Origin of the sequence: Tahibacter amnicola (genome assembly GCF_025398735.1) — a bacterium.
In the GTDB taxonomy this organism is placed as follows: Bacteria; Pseudomonadota; Gammaproteobacteria; order Xanthomonadales; family Rhodanobacteraceae; genus Tahibacter; species Tahibacter amnicola.
In genome coordinates this window covers 2,256,350-2,272,569 of the sequence record NZ_CP104694.1, presented here as the reverse complement: position 1 = coordinate 2,272,569, position 16,220 = coordinate 2,256,350, and the positions used below count along the sequence as shown (strand labels likewise).

Annotated in this window: 12 protein-coding genes; 10 read left to right on the top strand and 2 right to left on the bottom strand. The window is 65.9% G+C overall.

Going from position 1 to position 16,220, the window contains the following annotated elements:
* Window positions 1-284 precede the first annotated feature (284 nt).
* From N4264_RS09635 to ligD, 7 genes are all read left to right on the top strand, one after another.
* Window positions 285-2,531, top strand: a complete 2,247-nt coding sequence (locus N4264_RS09635; protein WP_261696820.1) for an EAL domain-containing protein — start codon at window positions 285-287, stop codon at window positions 2,529-2,531.
* A gap of 408 nt (window positions 2,532-2,939) precedes the next feature.
* Entirely contained in the window at window positions 2,940-3,347 is a 408-nt protein-coding gene (locus tag N4264_RS25800) for a KGG domain-containing protein (protein WP_425508320.1), read from the top strand.
* Between the two features lie 661 nt (window positions 3,348-4,008).
* The gene (locus N4264_RS09625) at window positions 4,009-5,139 is read left to right on the top strand and encodes a response regulator (protein WP_261696819.1); all 1,131 of its coding nucleotides are present in this window, start codon (window positions 4,009-4,011) and stop codon (window positions 5,137-5,139) included.
* On the top strand, window positions 5,136-5,942 hold the full coding sequence (locus N4264_RS09620) for an ATP-binding protein (protein WP_261696818.1): 807 nt from the start codon (window positions 5,136-5,138) through the stop codon (window positions 5,940-5,942). Before N4264_RS09625 ends, N4264_RS09620 begins: the two co-directional genes overlap by 4 nt.
* A gap of 215 nt (window positions 5,943-6,157) precedes the next feature.
* Window positions 6,158-6,391 carry a hypothetical protein gene (locus N4264_RS09615; RefSeq protein ID WP_261696817.1) on the top strand — a complete coding sequence of 78 codons (234 nt, stop codon included), beginning with the start codon at window positions 6,158-6,160 and terminating at the stop codon, window positions 6,389-6,391.
* A 138-nt stretch (window positions 6,392-6,529) separates the two neighbouring features.
* Complete coding sequence (locus tag N4264_RS09610) at window positions 6,530-6,994, top strand: DUF421 domain-containing protein (RefSeq protein ID WP_261696816.1); 465 nt, start codon at window positions 6,530-6,532, stop codon at window positions 6,992-6,994.
* A gap of 139 nt (window positions 6,995-7,133) precedes the next feature.
* Entirely contained in the window at window positions 7,134-9,626 is a 2,493-nt protein-coding gene (gene ligD / locus N4264_RS09605; protein ID WP_261696815.1) for a DNA ligase D, read from the top strand.
* 6 nt (window positions 9,627-9,632) lie between these two features.
* On the opposite strand, the gene N4264_RS09600 is transcribed toward ligD, so the two are convergent.
* The gene (locus N4264_RS09600; RefSeq protein WP_261696814.1) at window positions 9,633-10,556 is read right to left on the bottom strand and encodes a LysR family transcriptional regulator; all 924 of its coding nucleotides are present in this window, start codon (window positions 10,554-10,556) and stop codon (window positions 9,633-9,635) included.
* A gap of 139 nt (window positions 10,557-10,695) precedes the next feature.
* On the opposite strand from N4264_RS09600, the gene N4264_RS09595 reads away from it, so the two are divergent.
* Window positions 10,696-11,709, top strand: a complete 1,014-nt coding sequence (locus N4264_RS09595) for a zinc-dependent alcohol dehydrogenase family protein (protein ID WP_261696813.1) — start codon at window positions 10,696-10,698, stop codon at window positions 11,707-11,709.
* 51 nt (window positions 11,710-11,760) lie between these two features.
* Here the strand turns inward: N4264_RS09595 and N4264_RS09590 are convergent, their stop codons facing one another.
* Window positions 11,761-11,973 carry a hypothetical protein gene (locus tag N4264_RS09590; RefSeq protein ID WP_261696812.1) on the bottom strand — a complete coding sequence of 71 codons (213 nt, stop codon included), beginning with the start codon at window positions 11,971-11,973 and terminating at the stop codon, window positions 11,761-11,763.
* A 451-nt stretch (window positions 11,974-12,424) separates the two neighbouring features.
* Between N4264_RS09590 and N4264_RS09585 the strand changes: the two genes are divergently transcribed.
* A complete protein-coding gene (locus N4264_RS09585) occupies window positions 12,425-14,566 on the top strand; it encodes a phosphocholine-specific phospholipase C (RefSeq protein WP_261696811.1) in 2,142 nt (713 codons plus the stop codon).
* Window positions 14,567-14,619: 53 nt separating this feature from the next.
* Window positions 14,620-16,206, top strand: a complete 1,587-nt coding sequence (locus tag N4264_RS09580) for an endonuclease/exonuclease/phosphatase family protein (RefSeq protein WP_261696810.1) — start codon at window positions 14,620-14,622, stop codon at window positions 16,204-16,206.
* Window positions 16,207-16,220: the final 14 nt, after the last annotated feature.

Below are 16,220 nucleotides of genomic sequence, written 5' to 3'. Positions count from 1 at the left end.
CGATTTCGTGATGTGGACCACAAATTGCTTCGCGCCGTCCCAACCCGTCGCAGGCGCCGCCTGCCGGCCAGGAGCGGATCATGTCGAGGCAACGCCGCCATCGTCTTCACCCGAATCGGTACGTCATCCGACGCCGGACGGCCGCGTGATGGTGTTCGAACTGGTCGCCGCTGCCAGCGTGGCGCTTTCCATCGGCTACGCGATCGGCCGCACTCAGCGACGTGTCACGGCTCTGCCGCTCACGACAGAGCCCGCGCAGGTCACCGCCGCAGCGCCCCACCCCCATGGAGGCCGCGCTGGCGGAGTGCCGTACCGTGTTGTTGCGTGCAGTGAACGAGGCAGCGCTGCTCGAGTCGGTCGCCTGGACACTGGTGACACGGGGTCGATGCCGCGTGGCGTGGATCGGCGGCCCTGTTTCCGCCCAGGTGAAGTGCCTGGCCTTCGCCCACGATTCCGCGGTGGACGCCTGCGCTGACCCGACCGGCTGGGCCCTTGATGATGCCCGCGAAGGACTGGCCGCCCAGGCCCTGGGTGCGGAGCAAACCGCCCGTCTCCCCGATCTGGCAGCCGACACGACCGACAGCCGCTGGCATCGCCGGATGATGCAGGCGGGCGCGCGCTCGGGCATCGCCCTGGCTTTGACGGTACGCCGCGAAACCATCGGCGTGCTTTGCCTCTACAGCCCGGACGCCGACGCGTTCGGCGACGGCCGGCAAGCGGCGCTGGAGGAATTGGCGAGCGATATCGCCCGTGCGCTGGATGCCCGGCGCGAATGCGAGTCGCGCCGCCAGGTGGATGCCCAGCTCACCTTCCAGACGCACTACGACGCCGTGACGGGATTACCCAACCGGACCTTTTACATGGACCGCGTGGTGCACGCGCTGCGCCGGGCGGAACGCTCACGCAAGCGCGTGGCCGTCATGAAACTCGCGGTAGACCCGCCCGCCGACGTGGCTGCACAGTGGGGTGCCGGTGCGGAGGAAATCGTCCTGCGGACGATCGCCCAGCGCTTGCGCGAAGCCTCCCGTCCGGGTGACCTGGTCGCGCGGCTGGACGCCGACCAGTTTGGCATCGAGGTAACGGGTATCGATGAAGATGAGGAGCTGGCCCGCTTCGCGCGCCAACTCCTCGTCCGGGTGATGCAGCCGGTCGCACTGGCCAGCGGCGAGATGCGTCCCCACGCCCGCCTCGGTGTCAGCGTGCATCCACGCGATGGTTCGGATATTTCCCAGCACCTGCAGAACGCATCGCATGCGCTGTCCACCACCGACACCCATGGCGGTCACCTGTGTAATTTTTACTCGGCCGATGCGAATGCGCGCGTCCAGGCCCAGTTTGATCTCTTCAACGCACTGACAGGCGCCCTGGAACGGCGCGAATTCGTGCTGCACTACCAGCCGAAAGTGAGCCTCGCAACGGGCCAGATTGTCGGCGCAGAGGCACTTTTGCGCTGGAACCACCCCACGCTCGGTGCCTTGGCGCCACGCCAGTTCATTCGACTGGCAGAAGAATGCGGCGTGCTCGACACCTTGGGCGAATGGGTCATCGAGGAGGTCTGCCGGCAACTGGGCCGCTGGCAGCGCGCAGGATTGCCGGCCTGCCCGATTGCCGTCAACCTGCCCCTGCGCCAGGTGACGCAGGAAAACCTGCTCCTGGCCATTGCCCGCGCGCTCCAGGAAAGCGGTGTTCCACCGACCCTGCTGGAGCTGGAACTGAACGAAAGCGCCCTCGTACAGGACCTGGGCGCCAGCCTCGCCGCCCTGTCGGCCCTCAAGAACCAGGGCATTCTCTGCTCGCTCGACGACCTGGGCACCGGCCAGGCACTGATGGTCATGAAACACCTTCCGCTGGACCGGGTGAAGATCGATCAGTCGTTCGTGCGTGACATCGCCACCGAACCCGATAGCGCCGCGATCTGCGATGCGGTGATCGGCCTGGCTCACAAGCTGGCGATGAAAGTCGTCGCCAAGGGCGTGGAATCCGAGGCCCAGGTCAACAGCCTGCGCCGCCGAGGCTGCGACGAAATCCAGGGGTACTACTTCAGCCCACCGCTGCCAGCCGACGAATGCGCGGCATTGCTGCGCCGGCGCGACGGCGTTCCGGTCGCCGACACCATTCACCCGGCGCAGGAATCGCCCCGCACGCTGCTGATGGTGGATGACGAACCCAATATCCTGCACTCCCTGCGCCGGCTGATGCGCGGTGAGGGTTACGAAATCCTTACCGCCAACAGCGCCCACGAGGCGCTGGAGATCCTGGCACGCCAGGAGGTCCAGGTGATTCTCTCGGACCAGCGCATGCCGAACATGGATGGAACGGAATTCCTGGCGCGCGTGCGCACCCTGCATCCCAATACCACCCGCCTGGTATTGAGTGGTTACGCCGAACTGAGCACGGTGATTGAATCGGTCAATCGCGGCACCGTGTTCCGCTTCCTGACCAAGCCCTGGACCGACGATTGCCTGCGCGAGCACGTGCGCGAGGCCTTCCGGTATCACGAAAATCAGCGCACGGGCGTGCAGGATGCCTGACTGCCATCGCCCCGATGGCCCGTCCTTGCCGGCCGGAGCTGCGCAAATAGGAATTTTTTGCGAAAGCGGCCGTTCCGACGCTGCAACACACCGCAAGTTCACGTATTGTCCACGACGAAAGGATGAGCATGCTAATGCGTGCGGAACCACCGCACGTCGAGCGCGACGCAACGGGCCAGGCCGTTGCCCGGAACGTCGTTCCCGCGTCACCACGAGTGCAGAGCACAAATTGCAGGCCAATGTAAAAACGCTCTTCGGCCCGTCACTACGGACAACCCAAATGAGCTGCAATATCATGCATTTGCGCTGTCACGACCGATGGCATGGCCGTTGCGGAAGAGATGGGTTGCAGGCGACGTGAATTGCGTTGCCGGCGACCCGATCACGAGCAGCTATACAGGAGTCCACATGGCTACCAATCAAGGCACCCCAGGGAACACGCGCAAAGGCGAAGGTCGTGGCTTTGCCTCCATGGACGCTGAAAAGCAGCGCGAAATCGCCAGCAAAGGCGGCCGTGCTGCTCATGAGAGCGGCAACGCCCATGAGTTCACGTCGGAGGAGGCGCGCATCGCCGGTCGCAAGGGCGGTGAAGTCGTCAGTCAGGACCGCGAGCACATGGCCGAGATCGGCCGTCGCGGTGGTGAAGCGCGCAGCCGCAACCAGAACGCCACCGACGAAGACGGCAATCGTCGCGGCGACGTCTCGACCTCCACCACGGCCCGCAACGAACAGCGCGGCCCGGGAAGCATCGATGACGAGTCACGCCAACCCGGCACGTCACGCGGCGGCTTTAACCGCAACGACGAAAACCTGTAATCCGGGTGCTTCGCCACACACCGCCCGGCCCCGGCCGGGTGGTGTGACTGATCCGGCGTCGCGCGCGCCGAGGTCCGCCTGACGGATAGTTCAGGCGCCGTCGCCACGCGTGTCGATGTGGCACTATCCCATTGGGCCGTTTGATCCTTTGTGGACGTCCTTTGTCACGTTTTCGCCGGAATGTCCTTCGCGCCAAACGCAGCGTTCTTCTGCCTGCCATTCCTGCGGCGCTCGCGCGCGTGAGCGGCTGCACAACTGCCTGTGACCGGAAGCGGACACCCGAATGCGCCGTCGACGGCGCCCGACATCGCTACGCAACGCATAGCGGCATCGCTGACACTGGAACCACGCCGACCGGCACACCCTGGCATCACGGGCCGGGCGAGACGTTCACCAGCGCACAGGGAGGCGCAACCCGCCCCGTCCCACAGGAGGCCGCCGGGTTCCGTGGTTTCCGTCGCGAAATCCCCACTGGCAGTGCCGGATTACCAATTGTTCACCAATTCTCCCGGATTCCCGGCGATACACTGGCGCCGTCACGTGGGGGAAGAGCCATGCACGCGCGTACCGGACGCAACGGCACCTCGATCGACCTGGCGCCAGCCAGGCCGCGGCTGCTGGATGCCCGCAACCTTCGTCCGTTTACCCGCTGAGCCTCCGCGTGTTCCCGACGACCGCCCGACACGTCCTCATCGTCGAACAGGATGCGCAGGCCGCGCAGGAAATCGGTCGCATGCTGACCGATCTGGACTACCAGGCGACCCTGGTCGCCACGCCCGAGGCGGCCCTGGCCGCGGCCGACGCCAGCGGAATCGACCTGGCGCTGATGGACGTGGGTATCGTCACGGCCACCGACGGGATCGACCTGGCGCGCACACTGTCCGAGCGATCCGGTATTCCCACCCTGTTTCTCAGCCGAAGGGACGATGAATTCGTCCTCAAGCAGGCGATGGAGGTGCGCCCGCTGGGCTATCTGACCCGCCCGATCCGGGCGGCAGAACTGCGCGCCGCCATCGCAGTGCTGTTCGAACGCTACCTGACGGACAAGACCGTTCGCGAACGCCACCGCTGGTTCGCGACGACCCTCAACTCCATCGCCGATGCCGTCGTCACCATTGACCTGCCCGGCACGGTCACTTACATGAATCCGGCGGCGCTGACCCTCACCGACCTGCCCTGCCTGCCAGACCAGCCGGTGCATGTGCTGGACCTGCTGCCGTGGCTGGCGCACTCCATCCGTCCTTCGCTCTGGACCACCGTCCTGCGCGATGGCCGGCCGGTCAGCGGCGCGGAGGTCGAGCTGCAGCGCGGTGCAGCGACGGTCACGGTCAGCCCGAGCATCTCGCTGGTGATCGACAGCAATCGCACCCTCGGCGCCGTGATCGTCCTGCGCGATGTCAGCCCGCAGAAAGCCGAGCACAAGCAGGCCGAGATGACCGATCGCCTGGCCTCGCTCGGCGCCATGGCCGCCGGCGTGGCGCATGAGATCAACAACCCCCTGTCGGTGGTGATGGCAAACGCCAATTTCATTGCCAGCTACCTGGAGTCGCCGCTGCGCCTGTCCTCCACTTCGCTCGACGAAGACGATGGCGATGACGTGTCACTGCAGGACGTGCGCGAATCCCTGAGCGACCTGCGCACCGCCACCGCCCGCATTGACCGGATTATTTCCGACCTGCGCGTCTTCGCACGCCCCCCTCGCAGACCAGCGATGTCGGCGATGCCGTACGCGCGGTCGAATGGTCGGTACGGGCGACGGCAAACGAGATCCGCCATCGGGCGAAGCTGGTGACGCTGGTAGACGAGGTGCCGCTGGTCAAGGCCGATGAGATGCGCCTGGCACAGGTACTGGTGAACCTCCTGATCAACGCAGCCCACGCGATCCGTCCCGGGCAGGTCGATATCAACACGATCACCGTCAGCGCCGGCTGCAATGCGTCAGGCCAGATCGTCATCACGATCACCGACAGCGGCTGCGGCATGTCAGCCTCGGTGCTCGAGCGCATCTACGAACCCTTCTTCACGACCAAGGCCGTCGGTGCCGGCACTGGTCTGGGTCTGTCCACCTGCCTGGGCATCGTCCGCTCGATGGGTGGCGAGCTGCTGATCGAAAGCGTGCCGGGCGAGGGCACGACAGCGCGCGTCGTCCTGCAGGCCGCGCAGATCGAAGCAACCTCACCCGCGATCGCCGAACCGGCGGTCCGCTCCCAGCGGGGCCGCATCCTGGTTGTGGACGATGAGATCGGCGTCCTGCAATCGCTGCGGCACGTGCTGAGCGACCATGACCTTGTGTGCGTCGAGAGCGCCCAGGCCGCCATTGACGCGATCGAGTCCGACGGCGAATTCGACGCCGTCGTCTGTGACCTGGTCATGCCCGCCATGACCGGCCAGGACCTCTTCCGCAAGGCCCAGTCGCGCTGGCCGCACCTGTCGCATCGCTTCATCTTCATCACCGGCGGCGCCATCACCGCTGACATGAACCGCTTTCTCGATGCCGTGCCCAATACGGTCATCCACAAGCCCTTCCGGGACAACAGCCTGAAAACGGCGGTGTCCGAGGTCATCCGTCGCGCGGACCTGCCGGGCACGACCTGACCCGCCTCGTTTTGCAAGTTTTACATAGTCCAGAACGGATTACCGGAAAACCGCGCAAGCGCCGCCCGGCGATGCGGATTTTGCGGCGATTTCGGCGCACCCGACCGATGGCATGCTCATTGCCATTGCTCACCCGCCTTCGCTTCGACAGCAAGGCTGCGCCACGGTGGACACACCGCCGTCCGGCGCCATCACGCCACCTGACGAGACGACCCATGCCCTACCAGCTCATCTTCAGCGTCCACCCGAACCTTGCTTCCGGTACCTGGGTCGTGTTCATCGGCGATCGGTTGCTGTCGGAACACGTCAGCTACACCGATGCCGTGGACGAAGCGTTTGAGGCCGCCGAGGGCGGCTGGAGCCATTCGGGCATCACTACGGAAGTGAGCGTCGTCGACCTGGATGGCCACGTGCGCCTGTGGCGCCGCTATGGCCCGACACTCCACTGAGAATGCAGCAGCGCCCCGGGCAAGGGCTCGTGCGACCGCAGCCTCGGCGCTCCGGACGCAACGTCCTCGGCAATTCCCCGCCGCCAGCAGGCGCACGGCGGCGGATGCGGCAAACCGCACGGGACCGGGGTATTGCGCATGTTTGATCTGAGCCTTCCCTGGTGGCACTTCGTCGTGCGCGGCGCGGTCGTTTACCTCGTGCTGATGGTGCTCGTCCGCATTGCCGGCAAACGTACCGTCGGCGAATTCACCCCCTTCGACCTGCTGGTAGTCATCCTGATCGGCGAAACCACCCAGGGCGCGCTGACCGGCGGCGACAACTCCGTGCTGGGCGCGATCATCGTCGCGGCCACCCTGGTGGCGCTCAACTACGGCGTCGGATTTGCCAGTACACGCAGCCGTCTCATCGACACGCTGACCGAGGGCGAACCGGTCATCGTCGTGCGCGATGGCCGCATACTTCACAAGGCCATGCGCCGGAACAACCTGCCCGAGTCCGACCTGGAAGAGGCGCTGCGCAAGGCCGACGTCACCGATCCGGCCGACGTGCAGCTGGCCGTGCTCGAAACCAACGGCGAAATCACGGTAGTGACGCGGAAATAACCAGCGTATACCGCGCCTGTTCTGCCCGTTTCATGTCAGGGGACGGCAGTGGCATCGTCCTTGCCTGCCCGACCTGTACAGCCGGCACTCCTGGCGGACCCGGCTGCCACGGTCTTGATACGGGCCAGGGAGGTGGCGCATGGGACTTCGCGAGTACCGCCGCAAACGCGACTTCAAAGCCACGCCGGAGCCCGCCGGCGCGGCACGCCGCCCGCCCGGGCACACCTTTGTCGTACAACTGCACCATGCCTCGCACCGTCACTACGACTTCCGCCTGGAACTCGACGGCGTGCTCAAGAGCTGGGCCGTTCCCAAGGGCCCCAGCTTTGATCCTTCCGTGAAGCGCCTCGCCATGGAAGTGGAGGACCACCCGCTCGACTACGCCGACTTTGAAGGCGACATTCCCGACGGCCACTACGGCGCAGGACATGTGGACATCTTCGACAAAGGCACATGGGAACCGGAAGGCGATGCGCGCCGTGACCTGGCACGCGGCGAACTGAAGTTCACGCTGCACGGTGAAGTGCTGCGCGGCTCCTGGGTGCTGGTGCGTACCCGCCGGGAAGGCAAGCCGCAATGGTTGCTGATCAAGCATCGCGACGAATTTGCCGGCGCAAAGGAAGCCGACGACTATGTCGACCCCGAAACCGACCGGCCACTGCCGCGACGGACAGCCACGACGAAGACGGCCCGCTCCCGCCGCAAGGCAAACCCGCAACGGAACCAGCGCGGCGCGACAGCCCTGCCCGACGGAAGCGAGCCTGCTGCGGCGAGTGATGCGGCGTTCGCCCCGGAGCTGTGCCGCAACCAGTCGACACCACCCCGGGGTGACCCGTGGTTGCACGAAGTGAAATGGGACGGCTACCGCATCGTCGCGACCATCGTCGAGGATTCCATCCGGCTCTGGTCACGCAACGGCATCGAGTGGACCGAACGGCTGCCTACCATCGTCACCGCATTGCGCGAACTGCGCCTGCACAGCGCCCAGCTCGACGGCGAGCTGATCGTCATCCGCAACGGGCGCGACGACTTCAACGCACTGCAGGCCCGCTTGTCCGGGGCCAACAACCTGCCGCTCAACTACGTGCTGTTCGATATCCCCTATGCCGAGGGGCATTCCCTGCGCAGCGTGCCCCTGGTGGCCCGCAAGGAGTATCTGGCTGCGTTGCTGGCGCGCCGTCCGCATCCCTTGCTACGTTTTAGCGAGCACCAGATCGGCAACGGCGACGCTGTGTTCGCCCAGGCGATGGCTGCTGGTCTGGAAGGCATCATCAGCAAGCGTGCGGACAGCCCGTATCGCGGCGACCGCAACGGTGACTGGGTCAAGGTCAAGGCACGCGCCAGCGACGAATTCGCGGTAGTAGGCTTCACCGAGCCCAGGGGCCGCCGCTCCGGCATCGGTGCGCTGCTCCTGGCGCGCGCCGATGCTGGCGGATGGCGCTACATTGGACGCGTCGGCACCGGCCTGGACAACGACCTGCTCCGCCGTCTGCGGCGGCGCCTGGCCGGCCGCGTGGTGTCCACGCCGCCGGCGGACATTTCGCGGATGGAAGCGCCGGATCGCGCCACTGCCCGCTGGGTTACGCCGGAGCTGGTCGTCGAAGTGTTCTACCAGGGCATGGGCAGCCAGGGCGTGCTGCGCCAACCCGCCTTCAAGGCATTGCGCGAGGACAAGACCGTGGCTGATCTCCAGCGTGAATCATCAAAGACCGCCCTCCGTCCGCGTCGCGGCAAAGCGTCGCGTACGCCGCCGCAGACGGCAGGGTCTGGCAGGCATGTCGTCATCACGCACCCCGAGCGCGTGGTCTTCCCCGAGGCCGGCGTCACCAAGGCCGATGTCGCCGACTACTACCGCGCTGTCTCGGAGTGGTTGCTGCCGGAACTGTCCGGGCGGCCGATCTCCGTCGTGCGCTGCCCGGACGGTATCACCAAGGCCTGCTTTTTCCAGAAACACAGCGGCAAGGGCTGGGGTGAGCATGTCCACGGCGTGCCGATCCGCGAGAAGAATGGCACCGATACTTACTTGTGCATCGAGGACGAGGCCGGGCTGCTCGAGCTGGTACAGATGAACGTGCTCGAGTTCCATCCCTGGGGCTCGCGATTCGATGACCTGGAGCACGCCGACCGCCTCATCTTTGACCTCGATCCGTATCCAACGGTGAGCTGGGCGCGGGTTGCGGCGATCGGACGAAAGATCCGCGGCCAGCTCGAATCCATCGGCCTGCAGTCATTCGCACGCCTGTCCGGCGGCAAGGGCCTGCACGTGGTCGTTCCCCTCAGTCCCGGCGTCCCCTGGGAGTCCGCCAAGCGATTCACCAAGGCCGTGGCCGTCGCGATGGCGACGCTCGAACCCGGCGAATGCGTCGCTGTGGCCGGCGAAAAAAACCGTCGCGACAAGATCTTCATCGATTGGCTGCGCAACAGCCGCGGTGCCACCAGCGTTGCCTCCTACTCGCTGCGTGCCCGTCCCAATGCGGCAGTGGCAATGCCGATCGGCTGGGACGAACTGGGGCGGGTCGGCCAGAGCGACCGCTACACAATCCATAACGCGCTGCGCCGGCTTGCCGCGCGACGGAAAGACCCCTGGGAAGACATCAACGTGATCCGGCAGAGTCTGCCGGACATGGCCTAGCACCGCTCACGCGCACGCTCCGCCCTCGATCATGGCGGGAATTTTGTCGACCAGCGCATCGATTCCTGCACGCGTCTTCGCCGGCAGGAAACGCGACTGGGGCCAGACGGCATGGATATCTGCCGACTGTACGTGCCGGCTGTCCATCACCAGCACCAGCTCGCCGGCGCGCACATGCCGCGCCAGCAGCCAGCAGGGCAGCCATGCCAGTCCCGCTCCGGCAACCGCCGCATCGGCAATGGCCTGCAGATCGTCGAACCGCAGGCGGCTGTCCATGGCTGGCTCGTGCACCCGGCCGTCGTTGTCGAGAATGCGCCACCGCTTGTCCTGGCCAGCCCGGGCATAGACGACGCCGGTGTGCCCGGCCAGGTCTTCGATCGTCCGCGGCGTGCCATGCCGGGCGAGATAGCCCGGCGACGCGCAAACCGCCATGCGCTGCACCGTCAACCGGCGCGCTGCCAGCAGGGCGCTGTCGGGCAGGCGGCCGATCCGCACTGCCAGGTCGAAGCCTTCGTCCACCAGGTCGACCACGCGATCACTCAGGGACAGCTCAACCGTCAGGCGGGGATGTGCCCGGGCGAGCGCGGTGAGCACCGGCGCAACGCAGTGGCGTCCGAAAAGGACCGGAGCGCTCACGCGCAATCGCCCGGTCGGCGCCTGGCGACCACTGTCCAACGCAGCCTGGGCCGCCTCCAGTTCTGCCAGCGCACGCACGCAACGTTCGTAGAAGGCCTGGCCGTCTTCGGTGAGGCTCAGCTGCCGCGTCGTCCGGTGAAACAACCGCGCACCCAGCCGCTGTTCCAGTCGCGCAATGGTCTTGCCGACGGCGGAGCGCGACAGGTGCAGCCGCCCGGCCGCCTCGGCGAAACTTCCCGCCTCCACGCTCTGGACGAACTCGGCAATGCCGCTCAATCGGTCGGTCACGGCCATGATTGGTTCCCCGATGTCTACATTGACGGTCGAAATGAGCGCCACTACGGACACCCACGCGCCTATATCGTAACGCCAGACCGTTGCTCCCGCGGATTGGCCGCCGGAACGCGGCCGTCTACTTCACGGGAGGAACCCCATGCAGGCTTACCGTATTCGCCCCGGCAAACCCGCTGCCGGCCTGGAACGATTCGATGTCGCCACCATCGCCCCCGGCGAGCGGGAGGTGCGCGTCCGGATGCGTGCCGTGTCGCTCAACTACCGCGATCTCATGATTGCCCAGGGCCATTTCCCGGTTCCCGGTGACGCACCGCTCATCCCCGCCTCGGATGGCGCCGGCGAAGTGATCGCCGTCGGCGCGGGCGTCTCGCGTTTCAAACCGGGCGATCGCGTTGCCACGGCCTTCTTCCCACTCTGGCTGGAGGGCGAGCCCACCGCGGCACGAACCGCCGGTGCACTTGGCGGCAGCCTGGACGGTGTGCTGGCGCAGGAAGCCAACTTCCACGAAGACGCCGTATTCGCGGTACCTGGCCACCTGCACGATCACGAAGCAGCCACCCTCACCTGCGCCGGCGTCACCGCCTGGAACGCCCTGTTCGCCCAGGACGGGCTGAAGCCGGGCGACACGGTCCTGCTGCAGGGCACCGGCGGCGTGTCCATCTGGGCCCTGCAACTGGCCAAGGCCGCCGGACTGCGTGTAATCATCACCTCATCCAGCGACGAGAAGCTGGCCCGGGCCCGCTCCCTGGGTGCCGATGCCACGATCAACTACCGCACGACACCTGAGTGGCAGGAGGAAGTCCTGCGCGTGACCTGCGGCGCAGGCGTGGATCGCGTGGTGGAAGTGGGCGGCCAGGGCACCCTGAAACGGGCAGTGGCGTCGACACGCATCGGCGGCAGCGTGGCCATCGTGGGCGGTGTCAGCGGATTTGGCGGCGAATACGAGCCCTTCGCGCTGATCGGCGGGGCACGGCGGCTGACTGGCGTTCTCGTGGGCAGCCGCGCTATGGCCGAAGATCTGAGCCGGTTCATCGCCGCGAACCGTATCCACCCGGTGGTGGATCGTGTATTTGAATTCGGTCAGGCCGCCGACGCCTACGCGCACCTGGAAAGCGGCGCGCACTTTGGCAAGGTCGTCATCGACATGGCGTGACAGCGTCGCGCGGATCTGCGGTCACGCGCGGCCGCAGATCCACCGCCGTTGTTAGTCTTTCGGCAAGGTTGCCTGATCGACCTCGTCGCGAATTTCCAGGAAGTCCGCCGCCGTCAGAAAACCGTCGCGCCACAGCGCGTTGGCCCGTTTGAAGATCTCGTTGCACACGTGGTAACGGTTGACCTTGCGATCGCGCTTGGCCAGCTGCCGGCGCAACGTCGCCAGCTCCTGCAAGGTCTTGGTGGCGGCCATCGTGGCTTCCATGGCGATTCACTCGTGTCGGTCGATACGGGTGACCTAGCACAAGTTGCGCCAAGTACACGCGGCCGCGAATTTGCTGCCGCACCCAATACCAAAGGCACTATCTCTCCACAAAGTGCAGCCGTTACTTCGCTCATCCGGGCGGAAGTACGTTCCTGCACTTTCCTTCCCGTCGACGCTACGTCGCGCCGGCGCCGGCAATTCGTCACGGCGGCGCCCCAAGCGAAAGTCCTCCGCTCGTTCTCCTTGTGGTTTTTGTCACATCTTCCCCGTACGCCGGCGCCCGGACTTTCCGCTGAGAGTTGCCACCCGCTCGCGACAGACAGGCCTCCCGCGCGATCGCGTCGTTGTCATCAGCCCGTCAACATCGCCACACGTGGCTGTAAACACCGATACCTATGGTTCGCGCTTTCCTGTCCGCGGGCACCGGACGCCAGTAGATCCAGGAGCGCATATGTCCAACAACGACCGGTCTGTGCAAAGCCGCCGTCATTTCCTTCGCCTGGCTGCGGGGACCGCCGGCGCCGTCGGCGCCAGCACCCTCTTGCCGGGTGTCATCAAGAACGCCCTCGCCGTACCGGCCGCACGTCGTACCGGCACGATCAACGATATCGAGCATGTGGTCATCCTGATGCAGGAAAACCGCTCGTTCGACCACTACTTCGGCACGCTGCGCGGCGTGCGAGGCTTTGACGACCCGCGACCGATCAACCTGCCCAATGGTGATCCGGTGTGGAAGCAGCCCAAAACGACATCGGGCCACGTCATGCCGTTCCGGCTGGACACGATTGCCACCGGTGCGCACTGCATGCACGACATCAATCACAGCTGGAAGGGCTCGCACACGCGCTGGCGCCACTTCGACGAATGGGTTCGCGAGAAGGGCCCCATGTGCATGGGCCACTTCAACCGTACTGACCTTCCCTTCTACCACGCGCTTGCCGACGCCTTCACCGTCTGCGATGCCTGGTTCTGTTCGGTGCATGGTCCGACCAATCCCAATCGCATGCATCTTTTCACCGGCACAAGCGGATTGGCGGTGTTCCGGCCGGGCAATCACTGCGTCAACAACGTCGACGACGGGAACTGGACGGCCAACATGGCCAGCGACAATCCCTCATTCAATGCCTTCGACTGGACGACCTACGCCGAGCGCCTGCAGAACGCTGGCGTCAGCTGGCGCGTGTACCAGGAGTACGACAACTACGGCGACAACTCCCTCGCCTACTTCCGCAACTTTCGCGGCATCAGCCAGAACTCGCCGTTGTATACCCGTGGACGGGCCTGGGTGCCAGGCTCCACTTCGACCAACGCCTACACGGCTCGCGGCGAACACCTCGTCGCCGAATTCACCCGCGACGTGCAGCAGGGCACCCTGCCCCAGGTGTCGTGGATCGTGCCCTCGTACATCATGTCCGAGCACCCGGAAGCACCGCCGGCTTTCGGCGAAGCGCTCATCGCGCAGATGCTGGCGGCGCTGGCGTCCAATCCGGCCGTCTGGTCAAAGACCGCCTTCATCATCACCTACGACGAGAACGGTGGCTTCTTCGACCACATTCCCTCGCCAATTCCGCCACTGACGACGGCACTGGGACTGAGCACGGTGCCGACCGCGACGGAAAATCACAACAACATTCCCGTGGGCCTGGGCATCCGCGTACCGACGCTGATCGTGTCGCCCTGGAGCAAGGGTGGCTGGGTCAACTCGCAGGTGTTTGACCACACCTCGGTCATCCGTTTCCTGGAGCGCCGCTTCGGCGTGATGGAACCCAATATCGGCAGCTGGCGTCGCGCTGTCACCGGCGACCTGACCAGTGCCTTCGATTTTTCACAGGCCGACACGAACTGGCCGGTGTTGCCTGATACCAGTCAATACATCGCCAATGCCGATCTCTCCTGCCAGCTCGCCCAGCCTACGGCACCCGTCAACCAGTCCCTGCCGATGCAGGAGCCGGGTGTGCGCCCGGCGCGCAAGCTTCCGTACGAAATCCAGGTCAACGGCCGCGTGGAAACGAGTAGCGGCCGCTATTGGCTGGACTTCCACAATGACGGCGAAGCCGGTGTCGCACTGAACGTCTATTCGGGCAACCGCACCGATGGTCCGTGGTTCTACACGCTCGAGTCCGCCCGCCAGCTTGCCGACTACTGGAGTGCCCAGGCTGCCACGCAGGGCAAGTACGATTTGTCGGTGCATGGTCCCAATGGATTCCTGCGCGAATTCAAGGGCGATCTTTCGCTGGTCACGGCCGGGGGCGCCAACCTGGAACTGACGACGCTCTACGACGTCGACCGCGGCGAACTGATGCTGCGCCTGCGCAACACCGGCGCTGCCACCTGCACCGCCACGCTCAGCGCAAACCGCTACAGCAACGCCGCGCCACAGGAGGTAGCGCTTGCCGCCGGCGCGACGGCCGACATCAGCTGGCCCGTCGCCGCCAGCGGACACTGGTACGACCTGTCGATCCGTTGCAGCGGCGACCCCCTCTATCTGCGCCGCATTGCCGGCCACATGGAGACTGGAGCGCACAGCATCAGCGACCCGGCCTTCGGCTCGCGTACAGACCGCCTGTTCGTCGGCGACTTCGAAACTGTCTGATGGCGTCGCGGCGCTGGCACCATGCCGGCGGCCGCACGCCTGGAGAAAGCACAATGTGGCCTATTTCATTCCGACGCGGCGCCATCCGCTGCGTCGCCCTGACGCTCGCCTTGCTTTGCATGGCTCCGCTCGCCCGCGCCGCGGGCACATTGACCCTGGACCGCGCCACCTACGAGGTGGGCGATACCGTCCAGGCCACGTATACGACCGACACGCCGGGTGACAAGAACTGGCTCGGCGTTTATCGACAACCCGGCAACGGACCGGTCAACGGCGTCTACGTGGGCCCCTCGTCCACCTGGACGTACGCAACCGGCGCCTCGGGCGTGCGCAGCCTGCCCACCCAGGAACTGACGCCGGGTCGACACGTCGTGTATTTCCTGCTGAACGATGGCTACCAGTCCATCACCACGCCGGTGGAGTTTGATCTGGTTCCGCGCTCGAACGTTTTGCCGCTCGCTTTCCTGTCCGATCGACTGAGCGAGCGAAACGCGCGCGCCGGCGAAAGCTACAGCGGCAGCATCCGCGCCAGCGCGCGCAGCAGCAACGGACCTGTGGTGTATTCGAAAGTGTCGGGGCCAGCCTGGTTGTCCGTGGCTGCCAACGGCGATCTGTCCGGCTCGGCGTCCGCCGGCGATATCGGCGCCAATACGTTTTCCGTGCAGGCGGTCGACGCGGGCGGCGCCACCGTGCAATCCACGCTCGACATTCGTGTCCGGCCAGCGGACGAACCCCGCGCCGACCAGGTGCGCATCCTGAGCTTCAACGCCTGGGACGGCGGCAGTCACGTCGAGCTGGGACGTGAAAAGCAGCTGCGCGTGCTGTTCGCCGAATCGGCCGATATCGTGGCTATCCAGGAAAATGCCGGCAACACGGCGCAGGCGCTGGCCGACGCGCTCGGCTGGTATCACTTTAGTAGCGGGTCGAACCTCGCCATCCTCAGCCGCTACCCGATCGTGTCGACCCATGCCGTCGCGCTGGGCGGTAGTGATGCCGCGCTCGGTGCGCGAATCCGCATCGCCGACTTCCCCACCCAGGAAATCATCGCCTGGACCACGCAGCTGGGGTTCAGCCCCTACCCGCCGCACGATGCCTGCTTCGGCCAGCTCAGCGCCAGCCAGCTGGTGCAACGGGAACACGATTCCGGCCGCGTGGCAGCAGCCAATGCCATTCTCACCGGCCTTTCGTCGCAACTGCAGGACCCGCAGGCGGACGTGGTTCTGGCCGCCGACCTGCATTCCCCTTCGCACCGCGACTGGACCGAAGCCACCACCGCGGCGCACTGCACCGTTGGCCCGGTGATGTGGCCCACGACACTGGCGATCGAATCCGCCGGACTCGCCGACACGTACCGCCGCATCCATCCGGACCCGGCCATCGCTGCCGGCAACACCTGGTCGCCGGTCTATCCGCTCCAGGGCGGAACCAGCGGCCCGGTCGAACCCCAGGACCGGATCAACTACATCTTCCATCGCGCAGCGAACTGGGCGACCGTCGCCAGCGAGGCCATCGTGCACGGTACGCCGTCGGCCTATCCGGACGTGGCACGCAACCTGTGGCCGAGCGACCACGCGGCCGTGCTCACGACGCTGGAGTACCGCGACCCCGGCGATCGTGTGTTCACCGACGGATTTGAATGAAGGCGTGAAGCCGC

Excerpts from the sequence above, each read along its gene's own strand:
- N4264_RS09635 (WP_261696820.1), top strand. The coding sequence starts at position 285 with ATGGAGGCCGCGCTGGCGGAGTGCCGTACCGTGTTGTTGCGTGCAGTG.
- N4264_RS25800 (WP_425508320.1), top strand. The coding sequence starts at position 2,940 with ATGGCTACCAATCAAGGCACCCCAGGGAACACGCGCAAAGGCGAAGGT.
- N4264_RS09615 (WP_261696817.1), top strand. The coding sequence starts at position 6,158 with ATGCCCTACCAGCTCATCTTCAGCGTCCACCCGAACCTTGCTTCCGGT.
- N4264_RS09610 (WP_261696816.1), top strand. The coding sequence starts at position 6,530 with ATGTTTGATCTGAGCCTTCCCTGGTGGCACTTCGTCGTGCGCGGCGCG.
- ligD (WP_261696815.1), top strand. The coding sequence starts at position 7,134 with ATGGGACTTCGCGAGTACCGCCGCAAACGCGACTTCAAAGCCACGCCG.
- N4264_RS09600 (WP_261696814.1), bottom strand. The coding sequence starts at position 10,556 with ATGGCCGTGACCGACCGATTGAGCGGCATTGCCGAGTTCGTCCAGAGC.
- N4264_RS09595 (WP_261696813.1), top strand. The coding sequence starts at position 10,696 with ATGCAGGCTTACCGTATTCGCCCCGGCAAACCCGCTGCCGGCCTGGAA.
- N4264_RS09590 (WP_261696812.1), bottom strand. The coding sequence starts at position 11,973 with ATGGAAGCCACGATGGCCGCCACCAAGACCTTGCAGGAGCTGGCGACG.
- N4264_RS09585 (WP_261696811.1), top strand. The coding sequence starts at position 12,425 with ATGTCCAACAACGACCGGTCTGTGCAAAGCCGCCGTCATTTCCTTCGC.
- N4264_RS09580 (WP_261696810.1), top strand. The coding sequence starts at position 14,620 with ATGTGGCCTATTTCATTCCGACGCGGCGCCATCCGCTGCGTCGCCCTG.